Origin of the sequence: Pseudomonas sp. GD04015, from assembly GCF_029837675.1 — a bacterium.
Taxonomy (GTDB): domain Bacteria; phylum Pseudomonadota; class Gammaproteobacteria; order Pseudomonadales; family Pseudomonadaceae; genus Aquipseudomonas; species Aquipseudomonas paralcaligenes.
The window spans coordinates 159,571-186,043 of sequence record NZ_JAOEEE010000008.1 but is presented as its reverse complement, the minus strand read 5'-3'; the positions used below and the strand labels follow the sequence as shown (position 1 = coordinate 186,043).

Annotated in this window: 20 protein-coding genes and 4 tRNA genes; 7 read left to right on the top strand and 17 right to left on the bottom strand. The window is 66.8% G+C overall.

The genetic code is table 11. The annotated features are described in order from the left end of the window. Positions 1–2: 2 nt before the first annotated feature. The 6 genes from N7640_RS09915 to leuC form a co-directional block, all read right to left on the bottom strand. On the bottom strand, positions 3–2,897 hold the full coding sequence (locus N7640_RS09915; protein WP_279902193.1) for a FimV/HubP family polar landmark protein: 2,895 nt from the start codon (positions 2,895–2,897) through the stop codon (positions 3–5). Positions 2,898–3,051: 154 nt separating this feature from the next. Next, positions 3,052–4,053: an aspartate-semialdehyde dehydrogenase gene (locus N7640_RS09910; protein ID WP_279902194.1), complete on the bottom strand. Its 1,002-nt coding sequence runs from the start codon at positions 4,051–4,053 to the stop codon at positions 3,052–3,054. Between the two features lie 100 nt (positions 4,054–4,153). Beyond that, positions 4,154–5,266, bottom strand: a complete 1,113-nt coding sequence (gene asd, locus N7640_RS09905) for an aspartate-semialdehyde dehydrogenase (RefSeq protein ID WP_279902195.1) — start codon at positions 5,264–5,266, stop codon at positions 4,154–4,156. A gap of 54 nt (positions 5,267–5,320) precedes the next feature. Continuing rightward, positions 5,321–6,400: a 3-isopropylmalate dehydrogenase gene (gene leuB, locus N7640_RS09900; RefSeq protein WP_279902196.1), complete on the bottom strand. Its 1,080-nt coding sequence runs from the start codon at positions 6,398–6,400 to the stop codon at positions 5,321–5,323. 98 nt (positions 6,401–6,498) lie between these two features. After that, the gene (gene leuD / locus N7640_RS09895) at positions 6,499–7,146 is read right to left on the bottom strand and encodes a 3-isopropylmalate dehydratase small subunit (protein WP_279902197.1); all 648 of its coding nucleotides are present in this window, start codon (positions 7,144–7,146) and stop codon (positions 6,499–6,501) included. Positions 7,147–7,158: 12 nt separating this feature from the next. Beyond that, entirely contained in the window at positions 7,159–8,586 is a 1,428-nt protein-coding gene (gene leuC / locus N7640_RS09890) for a 3-isopropylmalate dehydratase large subunit (protein ID WP_279902198.1), read from the bottom strand. 134 nt (positions 8,587–8,720) lie between these two features. Between leuC and N7640_RS09885 the strand changes: the two genes are divergently transcribed. Together N7640_RS09885 and N7640_RS09880 are read left to right on the top strand one after the other, a co-directional pair. Next, complete coding sequence (locus N7640_RS09885; RefSeq protein ID WP_220813317.1) at positions 8,721–9,599, top strand: LysR family transcriptional regulator; 879 nt, start codon at positions 8,721–8,723, stop codon at positions 9,597–9,599. Between the two features lie 117 nt (positions 9,600–9,716). Continuing rightward, complete coding sequence (locus N7640_RS09880) at positions 9,717–12,632, top strand: bifunctional diguanylate cyclase/phosphodiesterase (protein WP_279902199.1); 2,916 nt, start codon at positions 9,717–9,719, stop codon at positions 12,630–12,632. A gap of 51 nt (positions 12,633–12,683) precedes the next feature. Here the strand turns inward: N7640_RS09880 and N7640_RS09875 are convergent, their stop codons facing one another. After that, a complete protein-coding gene (locus tag N7640_RS09875) occupies positions 12,684–13,139 on the bottom strand; it encodes an Hsp20 family protein (protein WP_220813319.1) in 456 nt (151 codons plus the stop codon). A gap of 341 nt (positions 13,140–13,480) precedes the next feature. Next, the gene (locus tag N7640_RS09870) at positions 13,481–14,449 is read right to left on the bottom strand and encodes a tRNA-dihydrouridine synthase (protein ID WP_279902200.1); all 969 of its coding nucleotides are present in this window, start codon (positions 14,447–14,449) and stop codon (positions 13,481–13,483) included. Between the two features lie 93 nt (positions 14,450–14,542). On the opposite strand from N7640_RS09870, the gene N7640_RS09865 reads away from it, so the two are divergent. After that, positions 14,543–14,968 (top strand): hypothetical protein, encoded by a 426-nt coding sequence (locus N7640_RS09865; RefSeq protein WP_279902201.1) that lies wholly within the window; start codon positions 14,543–14,545, stop codon positions 14,966–14,968. Here N7640_RS09865 and N7640_RS09860 read toward each other — a convergent pair. The 8 genes from N7640_RS09860 to N7640_RS09825 all read right to left on the bottom strand — a co-directional run bounded on the left by N7640_RS09860 (position 14,941) and on the right by N7640_RS09825 (position 19,325). Next, complete coding sequence (locus N7640_RS09860; RefSeq protein ID WP_220813322.1) at positions 14,941–15,375, bottom strand: thioesterase family protein; 435 nt, start codon at positions 15,373–15,375, stop codon at positions 14,941–14,943. The genes N7640_RS09865 and N7640_RS09860 overlap by 28 nt on opposite strands. Beyond that, positions 15,372–16,022, bottom strand: a complete 651-nt coding sequence (locus N7640_RS09855) for a bifunctional 4-hydroxy-2-oxoglutarate aldolase/2-dehydro-3-deoxy-phosphogluconate aldolase (protein WP_220813323.1) — start codon at positions 16,020–16,022, stop codon at positions 15,372–15,374. Before N7640_RS09855 ends, N7640_RS09860 begins: the two co-directional genes overlap by 4 nt. Before the next feature lie 279 nt (positions 16,023–16,301). Beyond that, positions 16,302–16,377 (bottom strand) — tRNA-Glu (locus N7640_RS09850). A gap of 48 nt (positions 16,378–16,425) precedes the next feature. Continuing rightward, positions 16,426–16,501: transfer RNA gene (locus N7640_RS09845), tRNA-Ala, on the bottom strand. Between the two features lie 43 nt (positions 16,502–16,544). Continuing rightward, positions 16,545–16,620, bottom strand: a tRNA-Glu gene (locus N7640_RS09840). A gap of 47 nt (positions 16,621–16,667) precedes the next feature. Next, positions 16,668–16,743 (bottom strand) — tRNA-Ala (locus N7640_RS09835). A gap of 155 nt (positions 16,744–16,898) precedes the next feature. Next, a complete protein-coding gene (gene gltX, locus N7640_RS09830) occupies positions 16,899–18,383 on the bottom strand; it encodes a glutamate--tRNA ligase (protein ID WP_279902202.1) in 1,485 nt (494 codons plus the stop codon). Between the two features lie 27 nt (positions 18,384–18,410). Continuing rightward, the gene (locus tag N7640_RS09825; protein WP_279902203.1) at positions 18,411–19,325 is read right to left on the bottom strand and encodes a LysR family transcriptional regulator; all 915 of its coding nucleotides are present in this window, start codon (positions 19,323–19,325) and stop codon (positions 18,411–18,413) included. Positions 19,326–19,432: 107 nt separating this feature from the next. Here N7640_RS09825 and N7640_RS09820 point away from each other — a divergent pair, with 107 nt between their 5' ends. Genes N7640_RS09820 through N7640_RS09810 form a run of 3 tightly spaced genes read left to right on the top strand, consistent with a single transcriptional unit; the run spans position 19,433 to position 22,946 of the window. Further along, the gene (locus N7640_RS09820) at positions 19,433–20,482 is read left to right on the top strand and encodes an HlyD family secretion protein (protein WP_220813326.1); all 1,050 of its coding nucleotides are present in this window, start codon (positions 19,433–19,435) and stop codon (positions 20,480–20,482) included. A 49-nt stretch (positions 20,483–20,531) separates the two neighbouring features. After that, entirely contained in the window at positions 20,532–22,022 is a 1,491-nt protein-coding gene (locus N7640_RS09815; protein WP_279902308.1) for an MDR family MFS transporter, read from the top strand. 30 nt (positions 22,023–22,052) lie between these two features. Next, positions 22,053–22,946, top strand: a complete 894-nt coding sequence (locus tag N7640_RS09810; protein WP_220813327.1) for an EamA family transporter — start codon at positions 22,053–22,055, stop codon at positions 22,944–22,946. Positions 22,947–23,049: 103 nt separating this feature from the next. Here N7640_RS09810 and uvrB read toward each other — a convergent pair whose 3' ends face one another. Next, positions 23,050–25,065 carry an excinuclease ABC subunit UvrB gene (gene uvrB, locus N7640_RS09805; protein WP_279902204.1) on the bottom strand — a complete coding sequence of 672 codons (2,016 nt, stop codon included), beginning with the start codon at positions 25,063–25,065 and terminating at the stop codon, positions 23,050–23,052. A 187-nt stretch (positions 25,066–25,252) separates the two neighbouring features. Between uvrB and N7640_RS09800 the strand changes: the two genes are divergently transcribed. Beyond that, entirely contained in the window at positions 25,253–26,449 is a 1,197-nt protein-coding gene (locus N7640_RS09800) for an aspartate/tyrosine/aromatic aminotransferase (RefSeq protein WP_279902205.1), read from the top strand. Positions 26,450–26,473: the final 24 nt, after the last annotated feature.

Genomic DNA, 26,473 nt, shown 5'->3' with positions numbered 1-26,473 from the left:
GATCAGCTCAGTTTGGCGATCAGCTCGCGCGCTTCCTGCTGCTGGCCGTCGCTGCCCTCGGCGATCACTTCGTCGAGGATGTCGCGGGCGCCTTCACTGTCGCCCATGTCGATGTAGGCCCGCGCCAGGTCCAGTTTGGTGGCGGTTTCGTCGGTGCCCGAGAGGAAGTCGAAATCGTCGTCCACATCCAGCCCTGCTGCGGTAGAGGAGGCGTCCGGCTGGGCGGCCGGCAGATCGGCGGAGAGGTCGCTGCTCAGGTCGTCCAGTTCGGCGGACACTTCGTCCAGTTGCGCGGCGAAGCTGTCTTCGGCCGGGGCGACCGGCGCCTCGTCGGCCAGCGACAGGTCGAAGTCGGCCGGCATGTCCAGATCGGTCGCCGCACCCGGCGCCTCGGAAACCAGCGGCTCGTCGTCCAGGCTCAGCATGAAGTCGTCCTCGGCGGCGGCCACGGACGGCTTGCTTTCGGCCTCCAGATCCAGGCTGAAGTCGGCCAGATCGTCGTCGAGCGAGAGGCTGTCGCTGGTGCTCGCGCTGTCGCCACCCAAGTCGAGATCGAAGTCCATGTCGCTGCCGGCAGTGGAGCTTGCCGGGGCGGACGGCGCATCGAGGCCGAAGCTGGAATCCAGCTCCAGGTCGTCGAAGCCGGTTTCGGCGAGCGGAGCAGCAGGAGCGGCCGGCTCGTCGAGAGCGACATCGAGGTCGTCCAGGCTCAGGTCGAAGGAGTCATCCGCGGCGGCAGGCTTGGCAGCTGGCTCGTCCAGGGTCAGATCGTCCAGGCTGAAGTCATCCAGCGCGTCGGCAGCGGCGACGCCACCTGCAGCCGCGGCAGCGGCCAGCGCCATGGCCGGGTAGCGGGCCTTCAGCTGATCGATGGCACCGGCGGAGCCGCCGATCTCGCGCAGCTCCTGCTCCTGGCGGGCAAAGCCTTCACGGTCGCCCAGCTCGGCGTAGACTTCCATGAGTTTCAGGCGCAGGTCGCTGCGATGCGGCTCGTCGTTGATGGCGTTGTGCAGCAGCTCGGCGGCCTGACTGAACTTGCCGTAGGCGATATAGATGTCCGCCTCGCCCAGTGCATCGGCGGTCTGCGGCGCAACGCGCTCTTCGGCCTGATCGCGCAACGCGGCGTCGCTGGCGGTATCGTCCAGACCGGCGAAGCTGTCGTCCGGCAGGTCCATTTCGTTGGCGAAGGTGGGGCTATCGTCCTGCGGCGCGAGGCTGTTCTGCAGTTCCGCTTCCTTCATCGCGTTGCGACGGGAGAGCATCATCAGACCCAGCAGCAGCACCAGCAGCGCACCGCCACCGATGGCGCCGAGCAGCATGGGGTTGCCCAGCACTTCGTCGAGCATGCTTTGCGGCGCGGGCGTCTGAGCCACCGGCGCGGCAGGCTTCGGCGCCTGGGCAGGCTTGGCGGGCGGAGCCGGCTGAGGTGCAACCGCCGGAGCGGCCGGCTGGGTGGCAGGCGCCTGGGCAGCCGGCTCAGCCGGCGTGGGCTTTGGGGCCGATTCCTCGTAGTTGAAGTCCGGGCTCGCCGGTTTCTCGGCCGGGTTCGCATCCGCAGGTGCGGGTGCGGGCTCCGCCGGCTTGACTTCGGCCGGAGGGACTTCCGCAGGTTTGGGCTCGACGACCGGCGCGACCGGTGCTGCCGGAGCCTCGGCCGCCGGCTGGGCCGGGACGGCGGGAGCGACGGGCTGTGCCGGCGTCGCGGCGGCATTGTTCTGCTGTGCCAGATCGGCCTGCAGCTTGGCCAGCTGGCTATCCTTGAGTTCGATCAGGCGCTGGGCCTTGTCCAACTGGCTCTGCAGATCGGACAGGCGCCCCTTCAGTTCTTCGCTCTCGCGACGGCTGGAGTCCAGGCTTTCCTTGGTAACGGCCAGCTGGTCGCTGAGCGCCTTGCTGTTGCCGGTTCCGGCGTCGCTGCCCGCGGTGGACTTGCCGCCGTCGGCGGCCACCAGTTTCAGATTGTCCTTCGCATCGGCCTTGGCCGGAGCGGCACCGGCGGTATCGCGCTTGGTGGCATCCAGCTGGCGAGCACCGCTGGCTGCGACGCTGCGCCCTTCGCGCCAGGCATTGTTCTGCTCGGAGACCTGGGCCAGGGCTTCCGACTGGCTGCGGCTCTTGACCTGGGCATCGGTCGGCAGGCGCAGCACCTGGCCGCTCTTCAGGCGGTTGATGTTGCCGCCGAGGAACGCATCCGGGTTCAGGTCCTGGATGGCCAGCATGGCCTGGTGCACCGAGCCGCCCTGGCGGCTGCGCTGGGCGATTTCCCAGAGGGTATCGTTGGAGGTGGTCTTGTACTGGTCACCGTCGATCCGGGCGGCGGGGGCTGCAGCCGGCACCGGAGCGGCAGCCGCGGCAGGGGCCGGAGGAGCGGCCGGACGAGCCGGGGCACTGGCGGAAGGGGTCACGGGGCGCGGCACGGGCGCGGCGGCCTGCGGACGCGGTGCGGGGGCAGCCGCCACCGGCAGGCGCGGCGCGGTCAGCACCGGCGAAGGCGAGTACATCGGCGGGTCGAGCAGCAGGGTGTATTCGCGCAGCAGGCGGCCATTGGGCCACAGCACTTCGACCAGGAAGTTGACGTAGGGCTCGCGCACCGGCTTGGTCGAGGTGATGCGAATCACGCTCCTGCCGTTGGGCTTGATGATCGGCGTGAATTTGAGGTCGGTCAGGAAATACTGACGCTCGACGCCCGCCTTGTTGAATTCATCCGGCGATGCGAGGCTGGGTTTCACCTCCGCCTGAGACAGATCACGCACCTCCAGCAGCTCGATCTCCGCCACCAGTGGCTGGCTCAGCGAGGACTGCAGGTCGATCTCCCCTAGCCCCAGCGCATGTGCCGTACCCGAGGTCAGCGCGGAAGCAGCTGCGATTGCCAGCACCAGTTTGCGAACCCGAACCATAGCGTAATCCCTTGTTTTATCTTTTTTTCTCGTCAAACGAGACGATTCTGAAGCCCGCTGCCTGCACCCGCCTGAGCCGGTTCCCCGCCAGCGAAACTACCAAAACAGTATTGCCAAGCTAGAATAATTCTTCAAATTTGGGGCTAAGTATCTTTTACAGATAGTGTTTTATCAACAACTCGCCAATTTGCACAGCATTGAGCGCCGAGCCTTTTCGCACATTATCTGACGCAATCCACAAATTGAGCTCCGCGGGATCGTCGAGGCCGGCGCGCAGGCGACCAACATACAGTTCATCCTGCCCCACCGCATCTCCCACGACGGTCGGATAGTCGCCACTCTCCACCAATTCGATGCCCGGCTGTCGCTCCAGCCGCTGCGCCACCGCCGCCAGGTCCACCGGTTCGTCCGTCTGCACGTACACCGCCAGGCTGTCGCCGAAGAAGACCGGGGCGACGCAGCAGGTGACGGATACCTTCAGGCCATCGACGGCCAGCACCTGTTTCAGCTCCGCCGCGATCCGCCGCTCCAGATGCGCATGACCGCCCTCCTCCTCGCCGATCCGGGCCAGCAGGTTGAAGGCGATCTGGCGATCGAACAGCTGAGGCTCCAGGGGGCGCATGTTGAGCAACTCGGTGGTCTGCCTGGCCAGCTCGCTGACCCCGGCGCGCCCCAGGCCGGAAACCGCCAGGGCCGCCGTCAGGGTGATCCTGCGCAGGCCGAGCGCGGAGCGCAATGGCGCCAGCACCGCGGCCAGGGCGGTCGCGGCCGGCGCCGGGCTGGCCAACAGATAAGGAGCGTTCGCGCCGGCCAGCGCCTCGGCATTGGCTTCCGGCACCACGGGCAGCGCCTGCTCCAGGCCACCACTCAGGTCGATCACGGAACAGCCGGCGGCATGCGCCCTGGCACCGTATTGCCGGGCGACTTCCTCGCCTGCCGCGAAGAACGCCAGCTGTACCTGGGCGAAATCGAAGTCGGTCAGTTCCCGCACCCGCAGGTTCTTGCCGCGGAACGCCATGGCCTGTCCGGCCGAGGCGTTGCCGGCCAGCAGATGCAGAGTGGAGACCGGAAACCCGCGCTCCTCCAGCAGTTGCACCAGGGTTTCGCCAACGGTGCCGGTGGCGCCGATGACGGCGATATCGAAGGTCTTGGACATCGGAAAGCCTTGAACAGAAAAGCGGAACGGCACTCTACCCGGCCCGCCGGACAAACGAAAAGGGCCGGTCTATGACCGGCCCTTTGCGCCACGGCGACTATCAGCGCTCCAGCAGGATGCGCAGCATGCGGCGCAGCGGCTCGGCCGCTCCCCACAGCAGTTGGTCGCCGACGGTGAAGGCGCCGAGGTACTGCGAGCCCATGTTGAGCTTGCGCAGACGACCGACCGGAACGCTCAGGGTGCCGGTGACGGCGGTCGGGCCGAGGTCGCGGATGCTGGCTTCGCGGGTGTTCGGCACCAGCTTGACCCAGGGGTTGTGCTGGCTGATCAGGCCTTCGATGTCGCCCATCGGCACATCCTTGTTCAGCTTGATGGTCAGCGCCTGGCTGTGGCAGCGCATGGCGCCGATGCGCACGCACAGGCCGTCCACCGGGATCGGGTTCTTGAAGCGACCGAGGATCTTGTTGGTCTCCGCCTGGCCCTTCCACTCTTCGCGGCTCTGGCCGTTGGGCAGCTCCTTGTCGATGTAGGGGATCAGGCTGCCAGCCAGCGGCACGCCGAAGTTGTCCACCGGGAAGGCCTCGCCGCGCATGGTCTCGGCGACCTTGCGGTCGATGTCAAGGATGGCGCTGGCCGGGTCGGCCAGGTCATCGGCCACGGAGGCATTGATCGCGCCCATCTGCCTGATCAGCTCGCGCATGTTCTGCGCGCCGGCGCCGGAGGCCGCCTGGTAGGTCATGGCGCTCATCCACTCGACCAGGCCGGCTTCGTACAGGCCGCCCAGGGCCATCAGCATCAGGCTGACGGTGCAGTTGCCGCCGATGTAGTTCTTGGTGCCGGCGTCCAGCGACTGGTCGATCACCCGGCGGTTGACCGGGTCGAGCACGATCACCGAGTCGTCGGCCATGCGCAGGCTGGAGGCCGCGTCGATCCAGTAGCCGTTCCAGCCGGCTTCGCGCAGCTTGGGGAAGACTTCGCTGGTGTAGTCGCCGCCCTGACAGGTCAGGATCACGTCGAGGGTCTTCAGCTCGTCGATGCTGTAGGCATCCTTCAGCGGGGCGACGTCCTTGCCAATCGCCGGCCCCTGGCCGCCGACATTGGAGGTGGTGAAGAACACCGGCTCGATCAGGTCGAAGTCGCGCTCTTCCAGCATGCGCTGCATGAGCACGGAACCAACCATACCGCGCCAACCGATCAGACCTACGCGTTTCATAACGACTACACCCTATGAAGAAGTGGGGCCGCTGCTCGCAGCGGGCCCGACAGATTACAGATTACGCAGCGCTTCGACTACCGCGTCGCCCATGGCGGCGGTACCGACCCGGGTCTTGCCCTCGGACCAGATGTCGCCGGTGCGCAGACCCTGGTCCAGCACCTTGCTCACGGCCAGCTCGATGGCGTCGGCCGCCGCGGCCTGGCCGAAGCTGTAGCGCAGCATCATCGACACCGAGAGGATGGTCGCCAGCGGGTTGGCGATGCCCTGGCCGGCGATGTCCGGCGCGGAGCCGTGGCACGGCTCGTACATGCCCTTGTTGTTGGCGTCCAGCGAAGCGGACGGCAGCATGCCGATGGAGCCGGTGAGCATGGAAGCCTCGTCCGACAGGATGTCGCCGAACATGTTGTCGGTGACGATCACGTCGAACTGTTTGGGCGCGCGCACCAGCTGCATGGCGGCGTTGTCGACGTACATGTGCGACAGCTCGACGTCCGGGTAGTCCTTGGCCACTTCCTCGACCACGGCGCGCCACAGCTGGCTGGAGGCCAGCACGTTGGCCTTGTCCACCGAGCACAGCTTCTTGCCGCGCACGCGGGCCATGTCGAAGCCGACCTTGGCGATGCGGCGGATCTCGCTCTCGCTGTACGGCAGGGTGTCGTAGGCCATGCGCTCGCCGTTATCCAGCACCTTGCTCTCGCGCGGCTGGCCGAAGTAGATGCCACCGGTCAGCTCGCGGACGATGAGGATGTCCAGACCGGCGACCACTTCCGGCTTGAGGCTGGAAGCCTCGGCCAGCTGCGGGTAGAGGATGGCCGGACGCAGGTTGCCGAACAGGCCGAGCTGCGAGCGGATCTTCAGCAGGCCGCGCTCGGGGCGGATGGCCGGGTCGATCTTGTCCCACTTCGGTCCGCCGACGGCACCGAGCAGCACCGCATCGGCGGCGCGGGCGCGATCCAGGGTCTCGTCGGCCAGCGGCACGCCGTACTTGTCCACGGCGGCGCCGCCCAGATCGTCGAAGGACAGCTCGAAGCCCAGGCTGTACTTGTCATTGGCCAGGTTCAGGACCTTGACCGCCTCGGCCATGATTTCCGGGCCGATGCCGTCGCCGGGGAGAACCAGAATCTGTTTCATAAGATTTCCTTCGGAAATAGCTACAAGCTTCAAGCTGCAAGCCACAAGTAAAAGCCGCTCCTAGCTTGCGGCTTGAAGCTTGCGGCTTACAGCTGCGTTTATTTGATCGCGCCGAACAGCCACGGGCTGCTCTGCTGGTGTTTGCCTTCGAAGGCCTTGATCGCTTCCTGGTCCTGCAGGGTCAGGCCGATGTCGTCCAGGCCGTTGAGCAGGCAGTGCTTGCGGAAGGCGTCGACCTCGAAGCCGTACTGCTTGCCGTCCGGACGGGTCACGGTCTGCGCCGCCAAGTCGACGGTCAGCTGGTAGCCCTCGGTGGCCTCGGCCTGCTGGAACAGCTCATCGACTTCCGCGTCGGTCAGGATGATCGGCAGCAGGCCGTTCTTGAAGCTGTTGTTGAAGAAGATGTCGGCGTAGCTCGGCGCGATGATGGTACGGAAGCCGTACTCTTCCAGCGCCCAGGGCGCGTGCTCGCGGGAGGAGCCGCAGCCGAAGTTCTCGCGGGCCAGCAGCACGCTGGCGCCCTGGTAGCGCGGGAAGTTCAGGACGAAGTCCTGGTTCACCGGGCGCTTGGAGTTGTCCTGGTTGGGCTGCCCCACGTCCAGGTAGCGCCACTCGTCGAACAGGTTGGGGCCGAAGCCGCTGCGCTTGATCGACTTGAGGAACTGCTTGGGAATGATCTGATCGGTGTCGACGTTGGCACGATCGAGCGGGCAGACCAGGCCGGTGTGTTGGGTGAAGGCTTTCATCTCTCTAACTCCTCAGGCCTGGATCAGTTCGCGCACGTCGACGAAGCGACCGGTCACCGCCGCAGCCGCGGCCATGGCCGGGCTGACCAGGTGGGTACGCCCACCGGCGCCCTGGCGACCCTCGAAGTTGCGGTTGGAGGTCGAGGCGCAATGCTCGCCGCTGCCCAGCTTGTCCGGGTTCATCGCCAGGCACATGGAGCAGCCCGGCTCACGCCATTCGAAGCCGGCCTCGATGAAGATCTTGTCCAGACCTTCCTGTTCGGCCTGCGCCTTGACCAGGCCGGAGCCCGGCACGACCATCGCCTGCTTGACGGTGGCAGCGACCTTGCGGCCCTTGGCCACTTCGGCGGCGGCGCGCAGGTCCTCGATCCGCGAGTTGGTGCAGGAGCCGATGAATACGCGGTCCAGCTGGATATCGGTGATCGGCTGGTTGGCCTGCAGGCCCATGTACCTGAGAGCACGGACGATGGAGTCGCGCTTGACCGGATCGGCCTCGACGGCCGGGTCCGGCACGTTCTGGTCGACGGCCAGGACCATCTCCGGCGAGGTGCCCCAGCTGACCTGCGGCTTGATGTCCTCGGCCCGCAGCTCGACCACGGTATCGAAATGCGCATCGGCATCCGACACCAGCTCGCGCCACTGTGCCACGGCCTGCTCCCACTGCTCGCCCTGCGGCGAGAATGGACGGCCCTTGACGTACTCGATGGTCTTCTCGTCCACCGCCACCATGCCCACGCGGGCACCGGCCTCGATCGACATGTTGCAGATGGTCATGCGGCCTTCCAGCGACAGGTCGCGGATCGCGCTGCCGGCGAACTCCAGGGCATGGCCGTTGCCGCCGGCGGTGCCGATCTTGCCGATCACGGCGAGGACGATGTCCTTGGCGGTGACGCCGAACGGCAGCTTGCCCTCGACGCGCACCTGCATGTTCTTCATCTTCTTGGCCACCAGGCACTGGGTGGCGAGCACATGCTCGACCTCGGAAGTACCGATGCCGTGGGCCAGCGCACCGAAGGCGCCATGGGTGGAGGTGTGCGAGTCGCCGCAGACCACGGTCATGCCCGGCAGGGTGGCGCCCTGCTCCGGGCCGACCACGTGGACGATGCCCTGGCGCACGTCGTTCATCTTGAATTCGAGGATGCCGAAGTCGTCGCAGTTCTCGTCGAGGGTCTGCACCTGGATGCGCGACACCTCGTCGACGATGGCTTCCAGACCGCCCTGGCGCTCGGCGCGGGTGGTCGGCACATTGTGGTCCGGGGTGGCGATGTTGGCATCGATGCGCCACGGCTGGCGCCCGGCCAGGCGCAGCCCCTCGAAGGCCTGGGGCGAGGTCACTTCGTGGAGAATGTGACGATCGATGTAGATCAGCGACGAGCCATCGTCGCGGCGCTTCACCTCGTGCATGTCCCAGAGCTTGTCGTAGAGCGTCTTGCCGGCCATCGAAAGGGTCCTCATCAGCGGTGCGGGAGGTGAAGGATCTATAGCCCTTCTACCGATGTGGAGATGCTAAGGATTTGCTTTGAATAACTCAAATTCATATTTTTCATCCATTGCATAACCAATTGGAATTCGAAATGGACCTGGCCAACCTGAGCGCCTTCATCGCCATCGCCGAGGCCGGCAGCTTTTCCGAGGCCGCCGAGCGCCTGCACCTGACCCAGCCAGCCGTGAGCAAGCGCATCGCCGGCCTGGAGCAGCAGCTCGGTGTACGCCTGTTCGACCGCCTGGGCCGCGAAGTGAGCCTGACCGAGGCCGGCCGCGCCCTGCTGCCACGGGCCTACCAGATACTCAACGTACTGGACGACACCCGCCGCGCCTTGACCAACCTCAACGGTGAGATCAGCGGCCGCCTGACCCTGGCCACCAGCCACCACATCGGCCTGCACCGCCTGCCGCCCCTGCTGCGCACCTTCACCCGCGCCTATCCGCAGGTGGCGCTGGACATCCAGTTCCTCGATTCCGAGGTGGCCTACGAGGAAATCCTCCACGGCCGCGCCGAGCTGGCGGTGATCACCCTGGCCCCGGAGACCCGCGAGCCGGTGCACGCGGTGCCGGTGTGGGACGATCCACTGGACTTCGTCGCCGCCCCCGAACACCCGCTGGCGCGCAACGGCGCCGTGACCCTGGCCGACGTGGCGCCGCACCCGGCGGTGTTCCCCGGCGGCAACACCTTCACCCACCACATCGTCAACAACCTGTTCGCCGCCCAGGGCCTGACGCCGAACATCGGCATGAGCACCAACTACCTGGAGACGATCAAGATGATGGTCTCCATCGGCCTGGCCTGGAGCGTGCTGCCACGCACCATGCTCGACGACCAGGTGGTACGCCTGCCCCTGCCGGGCATCCAGTTGCAGCGGCGGCTCGGTTACATCCTGCACAAGGAACGTACCCTGTCCAACGCGGCCAAAGCCTTCATGGCCCTGCTCGACGAAAGCCGTCGCTTGCCTTGAGGCGTGATCAGCGGCTAACGTGGGGGCATAACGATAAGAAAAAGCCGCTTGCACGCCTCTATCACGCCTCTTCCCACCAGGCGGCCGTGTCGTGCCGAGCGCCGGACGAGAAACGCGATGTCCAGACCTCCCAAGCAGCCGCCCTTCCCTTACATCCCGGCCATGGACCCCGCCGAGTTCGAAAAGACCTGGCAGGATGCCCCACGCCTACTCGCCGCGCTCACTGGCGCGCACCTGGGCGCCTGGTACTGGGACATCGGCAGCGGCAAGGTCAGTTGGTCGCGCGGCGCCCAGGCCCTGTTCGGCCTTGACCCCAGGCAACCGCTGGAGCAGCGGGTCGACTACATCGAGCTGATCCCCGAGGAAGACCGGGTCATGGTCCAGCGCCTGTTCCAGCGGGTACTGGAGGGCAAGCCGATTCCGGAAGCCATGCGCCACCGCATTCGCTGGCCGGACGGCAGCCTGCGCTGGCTGGAGATCAGCGGCCGGCCGCAGCTCGACGAACACGGCCATCCCCAGGTGTTCGGGGTGATCCGCGACATCACCCAGCAGCAGGAGCAGGAACAGGCCCTGCGCGACAGCCAGGAACGCCTGACCCTCGCGCTGGAATCGGCCAACCTGGGCACCTGGGACTGGCACATCCCGAGCAACATGCTCTACGGCTCGGAGCGTGCCGCCAGCCTCCATGGCCTGCCGCCCGAGCCCTACCACGGCGAGTTCGCCCACTTCTTCCAGCACGTGCCCGAGGCCGACCGCAGCATCATGCGCAAGGCCTACCGCGACGCGGTGGAGGGCGTCCAGCGCCAGTACCAAGTGACCTACCGTACCCGCCTGGGCAACGGCGAGATGCGCTACCTGGAAAGCACCGCCAAGCTGTACCGCGACAGCCAGGGCGAGCCGCTGCGCATGACCGGCATCCTCATGGACATCACCGAGCGGGTCCAGCGCGAGCAGCGCCTGGCCTCCTCCGAGGAGAAGTTCGTCACCCTGTTCCAGGCCAGCCCTGAGCCCATCTGCGTCTCCCGGGTCCGCGACGGCATGTTCATCGAGGTCAACCCGAGCTTCTGCCAGACCTTCGGCTGGCAACCCCAGGAAATCGTCGGCCACAGCGCGCCGGACCTCGGCTTCTGGGTCGACGAGAGCCAGCGCCTCCAGCTGTTCGCCAAGCTCGCCGAGGACCAGAGCCTGAGCAACGAAATCGCACGCTTCCGCACCAGGGAAGGCCGCGAGCTGAGCTGCGTCGTCTCCAGCCGCTTCATCCGCGTCGACCGCCAGCTGTGCATCACCACCACCTTCCGCGACATCACCGAGCGCCAGGCCGCCGAGGCGGCGCTCAAGGCCAGCCAGGAGAAGTTCGCCAAGGCGTTCCACTCCAGCCCCGACGCCATCACCATCAGCGAGCTCGACAGCGGCCGCTACATCGAGGTCAACGAAGGCTTCTGCCGGCTCACCGGCTACCGCCCGGAAGAGGTCATAGGCCGCAACTCCCTCGAACTGAACGTCTGGACCTACCCGGAAGAGCGCGAGCGCATGGTCGAACTGGTCCGCAGCGAAGGCCGCGCCTACCACCTGGAAATGCACGGCCAGCACCGCGACGGCAGCATCCGCCTGGTGGAGGTATCGGTGGAGCCCATCGAGCTCAACGACACCCCCTGCCTGCTGCTCAACGCCCGCGACATCAGCGAGCTCAAGGAAGCCCAGGCCCAGGTGCGCCATCTGGCCTACCACGACCCGCTGACCAACCTGCCCAACCGCGCTCTGCTGATGGACCGCCTGACCCAGCAGATCGCCCTGCTCAAGCGCCACAACCTGCACGGCGCCCTGCTGTTCCTCGACCTGGACCACTTCAAGCACATCAACGACTCGCTCGGCCACCCGGTAGGCGATGCGGTGCTGAAGATGGTCACCGCACGCCTGGAGGCCAGCGTGCGCCTGGAGGACACCGTGGCCCGCCTGGGCGGCGACGAATTCGTGGTGCTGATCTCCGGCCTGGAGGGCAGCCGCACCGAGGTCAATCGCCAGGTTCGCCAGGTGGCGGAGAAACTGCGCGGCCTGCTGGCCGAGCCGATGCTGCTGGACGGCCATCGCCTGCAGGTCACGCCCAGCATCGGCATCGCCCTGGTGCCGGCCCACGGCGACAACCCTACCGACCTGCTCAAGCGCGCGGACATCGCCCTGTACCGGGCCAAGGATTCCGGGCGCAACACCATCCAGGTCTTCCGTCGCTCCATGCAGGAAGCCGCCAGCGAGCGCCTGCGCCTGGAAAGCGACCTGCGTCTGGCCCTGGCCCGTGGTGAGTTCGAGCTGTACTTCCAGCCCCAGGTGGATGCTCGCGACGGCAGCGTGATCGGCAGCGAGGCGCTGCTGCGCTGGAGCCACCCGACCCTCGGCCCGCAGTCGCCGGCGCAGTTCATCCAGGTCCTGGAAGAGAGCGGCCTGATCCTCGAAGTCGGCGCCTGGGTGCTGAGCGAGGCCTGCCACGCCAGTGCCCGCATGATGCGCGACGGCCTGGTCGGCCGCGACGCCTTCCAGCTGTGCGTCAACATCAGCCCGCGGCAATTCCGCCAGAACGATTTCGTCGAACGGGTGGAACGCTGCCTGGCGCAGAGCCAACTGCCGGCCAGCATGCTCAAGCTGGAAATCACCGAAGGCATCGTCATCCACAACCTGGACGACACCATCGCCAAGATGCGCCGCCTGAAGAAGCTCGGCCTGAGCTTCGCCATGGACGACTTCGGCACGGGCTACAGCTCGCTGACCTACCTCAAGCGGCTGCCGGTGGACGTACTGAAGATCGACCAGTCGTTCGTCCGCGACGCCACCAGCGACCCCAACGACGCGGAGATCGTGCGCGCCATCGTCGCCATGGCCAGGAGCCTCAACCTCGAGGTGATCGCCGAGGGCGTGGAACAGCAGGAGCAGCTGGACTTCCTCCTGCAACAGGGCTGCCACCAGTACCAGGGCTACCTGTTCAGCCGGCCGGTGCCCCTGCAGGAGTTCCACCAACTGCTGATGACCAGCCGCCGCGCCTGAAACGAAGAAGGGCACCCGCAGGTGCCCTTCTCTTCCTCCACTACCGTGCCATCAGCCTTCCAGCGCCGGCTTCTCGCCGCCGATGGGGATGCGCTTGGGCTTGGCCTCTTCCGGCACGATGCGCACCAGGTCGATGTTCAGCAGACCGTGGGCCAGTGCAGCGGCCCTGACCTCGATATGGTCGGCCAGGCGGAAGGACAGCTTGAAGCCGCGCTGGGCGATGCCCTGGTGCAGGAAGGTGACTTCGCCCGCACCCGGCTCGCGCTCGCGACGACCGCCGGTGACGGTGAGCACGCCACGCTCGACCTGCAGCTCGAGGTCTTCCTCACGGAAGCCGGCGGCCGCGACCACGATGCGGTACTGGTCGTCGCCATGCTTCTCGACGTTGTAGGGAGGGTAGGAACTGCCGCTCTCGCTGCTGCGCAGCGCCGATTCGAACAGGTCGTTGAAACGGTCGAAACCGACGGACTGGCGGAACAGGGGGGCCAGGGAAAGTACGTTGCTCATGTTGCGTCTCCTGAATAATCAGCAAGTGTTTCACCGCGAGACCCGACTTCGGCATCCCGCAACCCATAGATGGGAGCCCTGGTTTCGATTTCAAGGGGAGACATTCGCGATGAACCGGATCATGCCGATCACCAGCGTCCGGTGAAGCCCGGCGCCGAGGCCGAATATCCGGCCCGGCCAGGCTAAGTAAACGCTGAAAACCCTCACCGTCACTCCCGCGCAGGCGGGAGCCCAGGTGCTGCGGAGTGTCTGGGTTCCCGCCTACGCGGGAATGACGATTATTTCCAGCCACCCCACAGACAGGTGCGACGCACGCACCGAAAACGACTCTCCGCCGGCCGCTAGACGCTTTCTGCCAGCGCTGCCCGTGACGCGCCCAGCAGGCAATCGATGCGTTCGCAGTCGTTCTCCCGGCGCACCTCGGCGAACAGCACCACCGCCTCCGGGTAGCTGCGGGTGAGCATGGCCAGCCACTGCTTGAGGCGCCCCGGCGCGTAGCGCGGCGCCAGCTTGCGCCGGGCCTGTCGCCAGAAGTCGCGGAGCAGCGGCAGCAGCTCGTCCCAAGTCATGGGCAGCACCTCGGCGCCAGCGCGGGCGGCGGCGATCTGCCGGGCCAGGTCGGGCCGCGAGACCAGGCCACGGCCGAGCATGATGTCCTCGGCGCCACTGACCTCGCGACAGCGCCGCCAGTCGCCGACCGTCCATATCTCGCCGTTGGCGTACACCGGCACGGCGACCGCCTCCTGCACCCGCGCCACCCACTCCCAGTGGGCCGGCGGCTTGTAGCCGTCGACCTTGGTCCGCGCATGCACCACCAACTGAGCGGCACCGCCCTCGGCCAGGGCGCGGGCGCAGTCCAGGGCGCCGTCCGGGCTGTCGAAGCCCAGGCGCATCTTGGCGGTCACCGGGACCTCTGCCGGCACCGCGCGGCGCACTTCGCGGACGATGGCGTGCAGCAGTTCCGGCTCCTTGAGCAGCACCGCGCCGCCGCGCGACTTGTTCACCGTCTTGGCCGGGCAGCCGAAGTTGAGGTCGATCACTGGCGCGCCCAGGGTGCAGGCGAAGGCCGCATTGTCCGCCAGGCAGGCCGGGTCGGAACCGAGCAGTTGCACACGCATCGGCGTGCCGGCGCGGGTGCGCGCACCGTCCGCCAACTCGGGGGCGAGCTTGTGGTAGGCAGACTCAGACAGCAGCCGGTCGCTGACGCGGATGAATTCGGTGACGCACCAGTCGATGCTGCCGACACGGGTCAGCACATCGCGCAGGATCTCGTCGACCAGTCCCTCCATGGGGGCCAGGGCGATTTGCATGGAACGGTCCGGGGAAACGGGGCGCACAGTTTAAGGGGACACTCCCGCGGCGCAAGATGGTCAACACTCCTGGAGACGAAAGGGAGAACCCTCATGCTGCGTCGCTCGCTACTCGCCATCTGCCTGGTCGGCGGCCTCGCCCAGGCAGCCGACACCCTGCCCTTCGGCGTACAGCACCAACCACCTGCCCCGGCGCCGGACGCGCCGGGACGCCTGATCGTCAGCCGCGACAAGGACGCGCCGAACGCCTGCGACGTGGAGCTTTACGTGAACCGGGAGATCGTGGCGACATTGGGGCCGGGCGACCGCACCAGCCTCGACCTGCCCAGCGGCCAGCTCAGCCTGGCGGTGGCCATCTCTTCCGCCGGCTATTGCGGCGGGCAGGGGCCGGAGACGGAGCAGTCGGTGCTGCTGCTTCCGGGCGAGGCCAGGCAGTTCGCGGTGAAGGTGGAGCCGGACCAGGTGTTCCTCGCTCCGCTGCTGGACGAAGGTCAGGACTCCAGCAAGGCCTGGCCGTAGCCCTCGATGAACTCCGGCGGCATGCGCCGGGGCTTGCCCGTGGACAGCTCGATGCAGACGAAGGTGGTGCGCGCCCGCAGCAGGGTGCAGGCGTCGGCCGGACGCCACAGCTGGAAGTGGCGGCTCATCTTCAGCTTGTGGTCCGACTCGACGATCCAGGTGGCCATCTGCAATTCCTCGCCTTCGTAGGCGCTGGCCAGGTAGTCGACCTCGTGGCGCACCACCGCCATGGCGCGATCCAGGCGACGGTACTCGGCCAGGTCCAGCCCAAGGCTCTGGGAATGCCGCCAGGCGCAGCGCTCCAGCCAGCTGACGTAGACCGCGTTGTTGGCGTGGCCCAGGCCGTCGATGTCCTCGGCGACCACTTGCAGATCGATGACGAAGGGTTGCGGCAGGTCCCAGCTCACTGCTTGACCTCCAGGCTGGCGGCGAGCGCGCGGGCTTCGCTGGCCAGCTGGGTGATCTGGTCCCAGGCACGGGCGCGGATCAGGTTGTCCGGCGCGATCCAGGTGCCGCCGACGCAGGCGACGTTGGGCAGGCGCAGGAAGCTCAGCAGGTTGTCCGCGGTGATGCCCCCGGTCGGGCAGAAGCGGATGCCGGTGAAGGGCCCCTTGAAGCTCTTGAGCATCTTCACGCTGGTCGCGCCGTTGGCCGGGAACAGCTTGAGCGAACGATAGCCGTACTCCAGCGCCAGCAGCACCTCGGACGGCGTCATCACCGCCGGCAGGTAGGGCAACCCGGAATCCTCCGCGGCGGCGGCCAGGCGCTCGGTGCAACCGGGACTGACGGCGAACTGGGCGCCGGCATCGCGGGCCTCCTGGAACTGCTCGGCGTGGATCACCGTGCCGGCGCCGACCAGCAGCTCCGGCAGGGCCTTGCGAATCGCCGACAGGGCATCCAGGGCGCGAGGCGTGCGCAGGGTCACCTCGAGCACGCTGACGCCGCCGGCGTGCAGCGCGCGGGCCATGTCCACCGCCAGCTCGCAATCCTCGATCACCAGCACCGGCAACACCGGGCGCGCCCGTTGCAGCACCGCTTCCATCGTCAGGCTCATGTCATTTCCCCCTCATCGAGATTCCGACACCAAACGGCATAGGCAGCTATGACGGCGCCGAGCCGGACCGGAGCACAACTCCGGCCCGCCGAGAACAATGGAGAGGGAGTGTAGCGGTTTAGAACAACCGGCAGCGCCTCGTGTTCCGCGTGGAAGCGGCCCGGATGGATTCGGGATCGCCCTCCCGGATTGCATCCGGGCTACGGAAGCAGACCGCAGAAAAACAAAAGGGCCATTCCGAAGAATGACCCTTGAAGTCCGCAAAACGCGGAAAGAAAGTGGCGTCCCCTAGGGGACTCGAACCCCTGTTACCGCCGTGAAAGGGCGGTGTCCTAGGCCACTAGACGAAGGGGACAGAACCTTCGAAGAACAAGGCCAGCACGCGGCTGGCCCTGTCAGTGTTTGGTGGAGCTAGACGGGATCGAACCGTCGACCTCTTGCATGCCATGCAAGCGCTCTCCCAGCTGAGCTATAGCCCCGGATTTTGCGTCTCTCGACGTGCAGTGCGAGCACTGCGTGAAGTGGCGTCCCCTAGGGGACTCGAACCCCTGTTACCGCCGTGAAAGGGCGGTGTCCTAGGCCACTAGACGAAGGGGACGAAACCTTCATTCACTCGAACGCGCTGGAATTCGTTCGGTGGCAATTTGGTGGAGCTAGACGGGATCGAACCGTCGACCTCTTGCATGCCATGCAAGCGCTCTCCCAGCTGAGCTATAGCCCCGTCGCTTGGACGGGGCGCATATTAGGGGTGAGGTATTTGCCTGTCAACACAATTTTTTGTCGGACCCGAAAAAATTCTGGAGGCAGAACAATCACTTACCCCGAGAGGCTGGCCAAGTCACGCCTTCGCGAGGCGATGACCGGCGCCCTCCCCGCTCAGCCGCGGAAACCCTCCAGCAGCTTCTTCCACTCCTTGGTCTCGCCGTTGCTGACGCCGCCGAGCAGTTCGATGGCCTGGCGCAGGCGGAAGCGCGACAGGTCGGCACCGAGGATTTCCATCGCGTCCAACACCGAAACCGAACTGGCCTTGCCGGTGATGGCCGGGAAGATCAGCGGCATCAGGTCGCGCAGCTTGAGACCGAGGCCCTCACAGACGAACTGGATGCAGGCGGTGATCTTCTCCTTGTCCCACTGGCGCAGCGCTTCCAGCTCCCACAGCACCAGCTGCAGGGCCTGGCGTACCTGGTCCGGCGACAGCTTCTTGTGCACCAGCAGCGCGGGGTCCAGCTGCACGCCGCCGCTGAAGAAGAAGCTGGAGAGCGGCGCGATATCGCTGAAGGTCTCGACCCGCTGCTGCACATGGGGCGCGATCTGCATCAGATACTGGGTATTGAAGGCCCACTCCTGCACACGCTGGGCGAACTGTTCCACCGGCAACTCGCGCAGCCACTGGCCGTTGAGCCAGGACAGCTTCTCGATATCGAAGATCGGCCCGCCCAGGGAGACCCGCGACAGGTCGAAGTGCTCGATCATCTCGACCAGGGAGAACTTCTCGCGCTCGTCCGGCATCGACCAGCCCATGCGGCCCAGGTAGTTGAGCAGCGCCTCGGGCATGAAGCCCATGCGCTCGTAGAAGGTGATGCAGGTGGGGTTCTTGCGCTTGGACAGCTTGGATTTGTCCGGATTGCGCAGCAGCGGCATGTAGCAGAGCTTGGGCTGCTCCCAGCCGAAGTACTCGTACAGCTTGATCAGCTTGGGCGCCGACGGCAGCCACTCCTCGCCGCGCAGGACGTGGCTGATCTCCATCAGGTGGTCGTCGACTACGTTGGCCAAGAAGTAGGTGGGCAGGCCGTCGGCCTTCATCAGCACCTGCATGTCCATGCGATCCCACGGGATTTCCACGTCGCCGCGGAGCATGTCCGGCACCACGCACACGCCCTCGCTCGGCACCTTCATGCGCACCACGTGGGACTCGCCGGCGGCGATGCGCTTCTGCGCGTCCTCGGGGGCGAGATGCATGCAGTGGCCGTCGTAGCGCGGGGTTTCCTTCTTCGCCATCTGCTCGGCGCGCACCTGGTCCAGGCGCTCGGCAGAGCAGAAGCACGGGAACGCGTGGCCCTTGGCGACCAGTTCGTCCGAGTACTTCTTGTAGATCGCGCCGCGCTCGCTCTGCCGGTACGGGCCGTGCGGACCGCCGACGTCCGGCCCCTCGTTCCATTCGATGCCCAGCCAGCGCAGGGCGTCGAAGATCTGCTGCTCGGACTCGCGGGTCGAGCGCAGCTGGTCGGTGTCCTCGATACGCAGGATGAATTCGCCGCCGTGCTGGCGGGCGAAACACAGGTTGAACAGGGCGATGTAGGCAGTACCGACGTGCGGGTCGCCGGTCGGCGACGGCGCAATGCGGGTGCGGACTTTGGTCATGACAAGTCTCGGGAACAGAAGGGTTGGCTAAGGGCGCGATGTTATCAGGCCGGCCACTGCCGGCTCCAGCAGCGCGGTCTGGCGCAGGCTGGACATGAGGAAGTCGAGGAAGGTCTTGACCTTCATCGCCTGGAAGCGCCGGGACGGGTAGACGGCATACAGCTCCCCCACCGGCAGGCGCGCATCCGGCAACAGCTCCACCAGACGGCCGTTGCCCAGCGCCTCCTCGGAGATCATCACCGGCAGCCCGGCGACGCCGGCGCCGGCCAGCGCCGCTTCGCGCGCCAGGGTGATGTTGTTGCACGACAGCACGCGCTGGCACGGCACCTGCTCACCGAGCAACGGCCAGTAGCGCGGCGAATCCTGGGGCAGGAGGATCGCCCGGTGGCCGGCCAGTTCGTGGATGGTACGCGGCGCCCCGTGCTGGGCCAGGTACTCGGGGCTGGCGCACAGGCAACGGCGGCTCTCGAACAGTTTGCGGGCGATCAGGGTGGAATCGCGCGGCTGGCCGACCTGGATGGCGATGTCGATGCCCTCCTCCAGCGGGTCCACGTCCCGCGAGGTCAGCTCCACCTCCGCGCTGATCTGCGGGTACTGGCGCATGAAGTGGCCCAGCACGCTGCCGAGGAAGAACTGGCCGAACTCGATGGGCGCGGTGATGCGCAGCAGCCCCGAGGGCGCCTGCTGCAGCTGCATCACCGCCTGCTCGGCCTCGGCGAAGTCCAGCATGATCTGCCGGCAGCGCTCGTAGTAGGCCTGGCCGACCTCGGTCAGGCGCAGTTTGCGCGTCGTCCGGTTGAGCAGGCGCACGCCGAGTCTCTCCTCCAGCAGGGCGATGCGCCGGCTGACCGTGGACTTCTGCATGCTCAGGCTCTGCGCGGCCTGGGTGAAGCTGTGGCACTCCACCACCCGTGTGAAGATCAACGCGTCATCGAGCCCCATGACTGTTCCTCAGGCGCAACAAAGTTTGCGAATTCTACCGGCTACAGCTTTGGCGGCAACATTGTTAAATTCGCTTACATTTTTCGCCCGCTGTTCGAGCCCCTGCCATGCCTGCCCAGTTGCAACGCCGCCTATCCATCTTCGCCATCGTGCTCGTGCTGATAGCCCTGGGGCTGTTCGGGCACTGGCTGCTGGTCGGACGCTTCCACGAGAGCACCGACAACGCCTACGTCCAGGGCGAGATCACCCGGGTCTCCAGCCAGTTGGGCGCCCGTATCGAGAAGGTGCTGGTGACCGACAACCAGCAGGTGGAAAAGGGCCAGCTGCTGCTCACCCTGGAGGCCGCCGACTTCCGCCTGGAGCTGGAGCGCGCCCGCGCCGCCCTGGCCACCCGCGAGGCCGAACTGGCCCAGGCGCAGAGCCGGCTGGACCAGCAGGGCAGCCTGATCGCCGCCAGCCGGGCCGATGTGGCCGCCGGCCAGGCGACCCTCAGCCGGACCCAGATCGACCTGTCCCGCGCCCAGGCCCTGCGCAAGCCGGGCTTCGTCTCCGAGGAACGGGTCACCACCCTCTCCGCCGACAGCCGGGTGGCCCGCTCGCAGCTGTCCAAGGCCGAGGCCGACCTGGCCGCCCAGCATCAGCAGGTCGATGCCCTGCAGGCCGACATCAAGCGCCTGAACGCGCAGATCGCCAACGCCCGCGCCGATATCGAGCAGGCCGAGCTGAACCTCAGGCGCACCGAGATCCACGCCCCGATCAGCGGCGTGATCGGCCAGCGCTCGGCGCGTAGCGGCCAGGTGGTGCAGGCCGGCGCCTACCTGTTGTCGATCGTGCCCAGCGACGATATCTGGGTGCAGGCCAACTTCAAGGAGACCCAGATCGGCCGCATGCAGCCGGGCCAGGTCGCCGAGCTGACCTTCGACGCCTACCCGGACACCCCCATCGAGGGCCGCATCGACAGTCTGTTCGCCGCCTCCGGCGCGCAGTTCAGCCTGCTGCCACCGGACAACGCCACCGGCAACTTCACCAAGGTGGTCCAGCGCATCCCGGTGAAACTCACCTTCGCCGCCGACAACCCGCTCAAGGGCAGAATCCGCCCCGGCATGTCGGTGGAAGTGAACGTGGACATCTCCAGCGACGCCCAGCATGGCGGCTGACGCCCTGCTGCGCCCGGTCGGCGAGCCGACCCGGCGCGACTGGATCGCGGTGATGAGCGCCATGCTCGGCGCGTTCATGGCGGTGCTGGACATCCAGATCACCAACTCCTCGCTGAAGGACATCCAGGGCGCGCTGTCGGCCACCCTGGAGGAAGGCTCGTGGATCTCCACCTCCTACCTGGTGGCCGAGATCATCATGATCCCGCTCACCGCCTGGCTGGTGCAGCTGCTCTCGGCGCGGCGCCTGGCGGTGTGGGTCTCGCTGGGCTTCCTCGCCTCCTCCCTGCTCTGCTCGTTCGCCTGGAGCCTGGAGAGCATGATCGTGTTCCGCGCCCTGCAGGGCTTCACCGGCGGCGCGCTGATCCCCCTGGCCTTCACCCTGACCCTGATCAAGCTGCCCGAGCACCACCGGGCCAAGGGCATGGCGCTGTTCGCCATCACCGCCACCTTCGCCCCCTCCATCGGCCCGACCCTGGGCGGCTGGCTGACCGAGAACTGGGGCTGGGAATACATCTTCTATATCAACGTGCCGCCGGGCCTGCTGATGATCGCCGGCCTGATGTACGGCCTGGAGAAGAAGGCGCCGCACTGGGAGCTGCTGAAGAGCACCGACTACGCCGGCATCGTCACCCTGGGGCTGGGCCTGGGTTGCCTGCAGGTGTTCCTCGAGGAGGGCCACCGCAAGGACTGGCTGGAATCCCAGCTGATCGTCGGCCTGGGCAGCGTGGCGGTGGTCAGCCTGATCCTGTTCGTCATCCTGCAGCTTTCGCGGGACAACCCGCTGATCAACCTGCGCATCCTGCGCGAACGCAACTTCGGCCTCACCAGCATCGCCAGCCTGGGCATGGGGCTGGGCCTGTACGGCTCGATCTACCTGCTGCCGCTGTACCTGGCGCAGATCCAGGGCTACAACGCCCTGCAGATCGGCGAGGTGATCATGTGGATGGGCCTACCGCAGTTGTTCATCATCCCGCTGGTGCCGAAACTGATGAAGATGATCTCGCCGAAGTGGCTGTGCGCCGGGGGCTTCGCCCTGTTCGGCATCTCCAGCTTCTTCTCCGGGGTGCTCAACCCGGACTTCGCCGGCGAGCAGTTCAACCATATCCAGATCATCCGCGCCCTGGGCCAGCCGATGATCATGGTGACCATCTCGCTGATCGCCACCGCCTATATCCAGCCGCAGGACGCCGGTTCCGCGTCGAGCCTGTTCAACATCCTGCGCAACCTAGGCGGCGCCATCGGCATCGCCCTCCTCGCCACCCTGCTCGACAGCCGCGCCAAGACCTACTTCGACTACCTGCGCGAAGCCGTGGTACCGGGCAACCCACAGGTGGACGAGCGCCTGGCGCTGCTCGCCGAACAGCTCGGCAGCCAGCAGGCCGCGCTGGGCAAGCTCAGCGAGATCACCCACCAGCAGGCCGCCATCATGGCCTACAATGACGCCTTCCATTTCGTCGGCCTGGCCCTGGCCATCAGCATGTTCGCCGTGCTGCTGACCCGCGCCCTGCCCGCCGGCGCCACTGGTGGCGCGGCTCACTGAGCCCGCCACCTCCCGCTTTCTGGTTTCGACATGCCCGCCTCGCGTTACCGCTCCTTCCTGTTGGTCGGCGCCTTCCTGGTCATCTATGTCGGCTGGGGCACCACCTACCTGGCCAACCACTTCCTCCTGCGCGAGCTGCCGCCCTTCGTCATCGGCACCCTGCGCTTCTGCCTGGCGGGCCTGTTGGCGCTGCTCTGGGTGGCCGTGCAGGGCGGGCTGAAGGTGCAGCGCAGCGACTGGGGTGCCGCCCTGATCGGCGGCCTGCTGCTGATCGCGGTCGGCCAGGGCGCGCTGATCTACGCCAACCAGCACCTGCCCACCGGCATGCTGGCGATGCTCTATACCACCCTGCCGCTGTGGAGCGTGGCCCTGGAGTGGCTGCTGGACGAGCGTCCACCGGTCTGGGTGCTGCTCGGCCTGGCCGTCGCCAGCGGCGGCATCGTGCTGCTGATGGGCGGCGGCCTGGGCGAAGGCGCCGGCCTGCTGCAATGGTTCTCCGGCGCGCTGGTGCTGCTGGCTACCCTGCTCTGGGCGATCGGCGCCTGGTGGTTGCGCCAGCGCCCGCCGCTACGCTCGCCTGCCACCGGCCTGGGCCTGCAGATGCTGGTGGGGGCGCTGGTGCTGGCCGGTTTCGGCCTCTGGCATGGTGACTGGCAGGGATTGCGACTGGACCAGCTGAGCACTTCCGGCTGGCTCTGGCTGGCCTACCTGGTGCTGCCGGTGAGCCTGGGCGTGTATCCGGCCTATTTCTGGCTGCTGCGCGAGGTGCGGCCGAGCCTGGTGTCGACCTTCGCCTTCGTCAACCCGGTGGTGGCCCTGCTGCTGGGCTACCTGATCCTCGACGAGCGTCTCGGCCTGTCCGCCGGGCTCGCCAGCCTGGCGGTCCTGGCCGGGGTATCGATGATCATCTTCGGCCGGCGCTGAGTTCTCTGCTTCGTGGGAGCGGCCTTTTTGTGGGAGCGGCCTTGGCCGCGATGCTCTTGGGCGGCCCCGATCGCGGCCAAGGCCGCTCCCACAGAGACGTATTTCAGACCTGCAGCAGCCGGTCACGCAGCTTCTGGATCTCGTCACGCAGCTGCGCGGCGGCCTCGAACTCCAGGTCACGGGCCAGCTGGTACATCTTCTCTTCCAGTTGGCGGATGCGCTTGGTGATCTCGTTCGGCGAGCGCAGTTCGGCCTCGTAGCGGGCGCTGTCCTCCGCCGCCTTGGCCGCGGCCTTGCGCTTGTTGCTGCGCGCGCCCGGCACCACGGCGCCTTCGAGGATGTCCTTGATGTCCTTCTGCACCCCTTTCGGCACGATGCCATGGGCCTGGTTGAAGGCCACCTGCTTCTCGCGGCGCCGCTCGGTCTCGCCGATCGCCCGCTGCATCGAGCCGGTCATGTTGTCGGCGTAGAGGATCGCCTTGCCGTGCAGGTTGCGCGCGGCGCGGCCGATGGTCTGGATCAGCGAACGCTCGCTGCGCAGGAAGCCTTCCTTGTCCGCGTCGAGGATCGCCACCAGCGACACCTCGGGCATGTCCAGGCCCTCGCGCAGCAGGTTGATGCCCACCAGCACGTCGAAGGCGCCGGTGCGCAGGTCACGGATGATCTCCACGCGCTCCACCGTCTCGATGTCCGAGTGCAGATAGCGCACCTTGACGTCGTGGTCGGCCAGGTAGTCGGTCAGGTCCTCGGCCATGCGCTTGGTCAGGGTGGTGACCAGCACCCGCTGTTCGGCGGCCACCCGCTTGCGGATTTCCGAGAGCAGGTCGTCGACCTGGGTGCGCGCCGGGCGCACCTCCACTTCCGGGTCGACCAGGCCGGTGGGGCGCACCACCTGCTCGATCACCCGGCCGGCGTGCTCGGCCTCGTAGGGGCCCGGCGTGGCGGAAACGAAGATGGTCTGCGGGCAGGCCGCTTCCCATTCCTCGAAGCGCATGGGCCGGTTGTCCAGCGCCGAGGGCAGGCGGAAGCCGTACTCCACCAGGGTCTCCTTGCGCGAGCGGTCGCCCTTGTACATGGCGCCGACCTGCGGCACCGAGACGTGGGACTCGTCGATCACCAGCAAGGCTTCGTCCGGCAGGTAGTCGTACAGAGTCGGCGGCGGTGCGCCGGCAGGACGGCCGGACAGGTAGCGCGAGTAGTTCTCGATACCGTTGCAGTAGCCCAGCTCGAGGATCATCTCCAGGTCGAAGCGGGTGCGCTGCTCCAGGCGCTGGGCTTCCACCAGCTTGTTGGCGCCGCGCAGGTAGTCTAGGCGCTCCTTGAGTTCCACCTTGATCTGCTCCACTGCATCCAGCAGCGTCTCGCGCGGAGTGACGTAGTGGCTCTTGGGGTAGAAGGTGAAGCGCGGCAGCTTCTGGATCACCTCGCCGGTGAGTGGGTCGAAGGCACTGATGCTCTCCACCTCGTCGTCGAACAGCTCGACGCGGATCGCCTCCAGGTCGGATTCCGCCGGGAAGATGTCGATCACGTCGCCACGCACGCGGAAGGTGGCGCGGGCGAAGTCCATGTCGTTGCGGGTGTACTGCAGCTCGGCCAGGCGACGCAGCAGGGCGCGCTGGTCCATCTTGTCGCCCCGGTCGAGGTGCAGCACCATCTTCAGGTACTCCTCGGGGCTGCCCAGACCGTAGATGGAGGACACGGTGCAGACCACGATCACATCCTGCCGCTCGATCAGCGCCTTGGTCGCCGACAGGCGCATCTGCTCGATATGGTCGTTGATCGACGCATCCTTCTCGATGAAGGTGTCTGAGGACGGGACGTAGGCCTCCGGCTGGTAGTAGTCGTAGTAGGAAACGAAGTACTCCACCGCGTTGTTCGGGAAGAAGCTCTTGAACTCGCCGTAGAGCTGCGCGGCCAGGGTCTTGTTCGGTGCCAGCACCAGTGTCGGGCGCTGCACCTGGGCGATCACGTTGGCGATGCTGAAGGTCTTGCCCGAGCCGGTCACCCCCAGCAGGGTCTGGTGCGAAAGGCCGGCCTCCAGCCCCTCGACCATCTGGCGGATGGCCTCCGGCTGGTCGCCGGCGGGCTTGAAACGGGTGACGAGCTGGAAATCCGACATGATGCGACCTCGCGATGACACTGTGACGCGGCTCAACGGCCGGCGTCATAGCTTCTGAATGAGCGCTGGCGCTGTCGCCGCGCACAGACTGGGCCGCTATACTAGCGACCCGTTTATGCAACCCCAAGCCCGATTCCGTGCCGGGAGTTGCCGGTTCCCACCCTCTCCTCTCGAGACCGCCGCAATCATGAGTCTGTTCTCCGCCGTCGAGCTGGCGCCGCGCGACCCGATCCTGGGCCTGAATGAAGCCTTCAACGCCGATACCCGCAGCACCAAGGTCAACCTGGGCGTGGGGGTGTACTACAACGAGGAAGGCCGAATTCCCCTGCTGCGCGCCGTCGCCGAGGCCGAGAAGGCCCGCATCGAGGCCCACGCGCCGCGCGGCTACCTGCCGATCGAGGGCATCGCCGCCTACGACAGCGCCGTGCAGAAGCTGCTGTTCGGCGAAGGCTCGGCCCTGCTGGCCGAAGGCCGCGTGGTCACCACCCAGGCCGTCGGCGGCACCGGCGCCCTGAAGACCGGCGCCGACTTCCTCAAGCGCCTGCTGCCGAACGCCCTGGTCGCCATCAGCGACCCGAGCTGGGAAAACCACCGCGCCCTGTTCGAATCCGCCGGCTTCCCGGTGCGCAACTACCGCTACTACGACGCCGACACCCACGGCGTGAACCGCGCCGGCCTGCTGGAAGACCTCAAGGCCCTGCCGGCCCGCTCGATCGTCGTGCTGCATGCCTGCTGCCACAACCCGACCGGCGTCGACCTCTCTCTGGATGACTGGAAAGCCGTACTGGAAGTTCTGCGCGAACGCGAGCACGTGCCCTTCCTCGACATCGCCTACCAGGGCTTCGGCGAGGGCATCGACCAGGACGCCTTCGCCGTGCGCCTGTTCGCCGAGTCCGGCCTGCCGTTCTTCGTCTCCAGCTCGTTCTCCAAGTCCTTCTCGCTGTATGGCGAGCGGGTCGGCGCGCTATCCATCGTCACCGCCGACAAGGACGAGGCTGGCCGCGTGCTGTCCCAGGCCAAGCGCGTGATCCGCACCAACTACTCCAACCCGCCGACCCACGGCGCCACCGTGGTCGCCAGCGTGCTCAACAGCCCCGAGCTGCGCGCCCTGTGGGAAGAGGAACTGGGCGAGATGCGCACCCGCATCCGCGACATGCGCCTGGCCATGGTCGAGCAACTGGCGGCCCTGGGCGCCAAGCGCGACTTCGGCTTCGTCGCTCGCCAGCGCGGCATGTTCTCCTACTCCGGCCTGACCGCCGAGCAGGTGGAGCGTCTGCGCACCGAGTTCGGCATCTACGCCGTCAGCACCGGCCGTATCTGCGTCGCCGCGCTGAACCGCAGCAACCTGGACGCCGTCACCAAAGCCATCGTCCAGGTGCTCTAAGACGAATCAGGGGAAAAAGCGCCT

Bases quoted from the DNA above. Each gene is read 5' to 3' on its own strand.
- N7640_RS09915 (WP_279902193.1), bottom strand. From the start codon at position 2,897: ATGGTTCGGGTTCGCAAACTGGTGCTGGCAATCGCAGCTGCTTCCGCG.
- N7640_RS09910 (WP_279902194.1), bottom strand. From the start codon at position 4,053: ATGTCCAAGACCTTCGATATCGCCGTCATCGGCGCCACCGGCACCGTT.
- asd (WP_279902195.1), bottom strand. From the start codon at position 5,266: ATGAAACGCGTAGGTCTGATCGGTTGGCGCGGTATGGTTGGTTCCGTG.
- leuB (WP_279902196.1), bottom strand. From the start codon at position 6,400: ATGAAACAGATTCTGGTTCTCCCCGGCGACGGCATCGGCCCGGAAATC.
- leuD (WP_279902197.1), bottom strand. From the start codon at position 7,146: ATGAAAGCCTTCACCCAACACACCGGCCTGGTCTGCCCGCTCGATCGT.
- leuC (WP_279902198.1), bottom strand. From the start codon at position 8,586: ATGGCCGGCAAGACGCTCTACGACAAGCTCTGGGACATGCACGAGGTG.
- N7640_RS09885 (WP_220813317.1), top strand. From the start codon at position 8,721: ATGGACCTGGCCAACCTGAGCGCCTTCATCGCCATCGCCGAGGCCGGC.
- N7640_RS09880 (WP_279902199.1), top strand. From the start codon at position 9,717: ATGTCCAGACCTCCCAAGCAGCCGCCCTTCCCTTACATCCCGGCCATG.
- N7640_RS09875 (WP_220813319.1), bottom strand. From the start codon at position 13,139: ATGAGCAACGTACTTTCCCTGGCCCCCCTGTTCCGCCAGTCCGTCGGT.
- N7640_RS09870 (WP_279902200.1), bottom strand. From the start codon at position 14,449: ATGCAAATCGCCCTGGCCCCCATGGAGGGACTGGTCGACGAGATCCTG.
- N7640_RS09865 (WP_279902201.1), top strand. From the start codon at position 14,543: ATGCTGCGTCGCTCGCTACTCGCCATCTGCCTGGTCGGCGGCCTCGCC.
- N7640_RS09855 (WP_220813323.1), bottom strand. From the start codon at position 16,022: ATGAGCCTGACGATGGAAGCGGTGCTGCAACGGGCGCGCCCGGTGTTG.
- gltX (WP_279902202.1), bottom strand. From the start codon at position 18,383: ATGACCAAAGTCCGCACCCGCATTGCGCCGTCGCCGACCGGCGACCCG.
- N7640_RS09825 (WP_279902203.1), bottom strand. From the start codon at position 19,325: ATGGGGCTCGATGACGCGTTGATCTTCACACGGGTGGTGGAGTGCCAC.
- N7640_RS09820 (WP_220813326.1), top strand. From the start codon at position 19,433: ATGCCTGCCCAGTTGCAACGCCGCCTATCCATCTTCGCCATCGTGCTC.
- N7640_RS09810 (WP_220813327.1), top strand. From the start codon at position 22,053: ATGCCCGCCTCGCGTTACCGCTCCTTCCTGTTGGTCGGCGCCTTCCTG.
- uvrB (WP_279902204.1), bottom strand. From the start codon at position 25,065: ATGTCGGATTTCCAGCTCGTCACCCGTTTCAAGCCCGCCGGCGACCAG.
- N7640_RS09800 (WP_279902205.1), top strand. From the start codon at position 25,253: ATGAGTCTGTTCTCCGCCGTCGAGCTGGCGCCGCGCGACCCGATCCTG.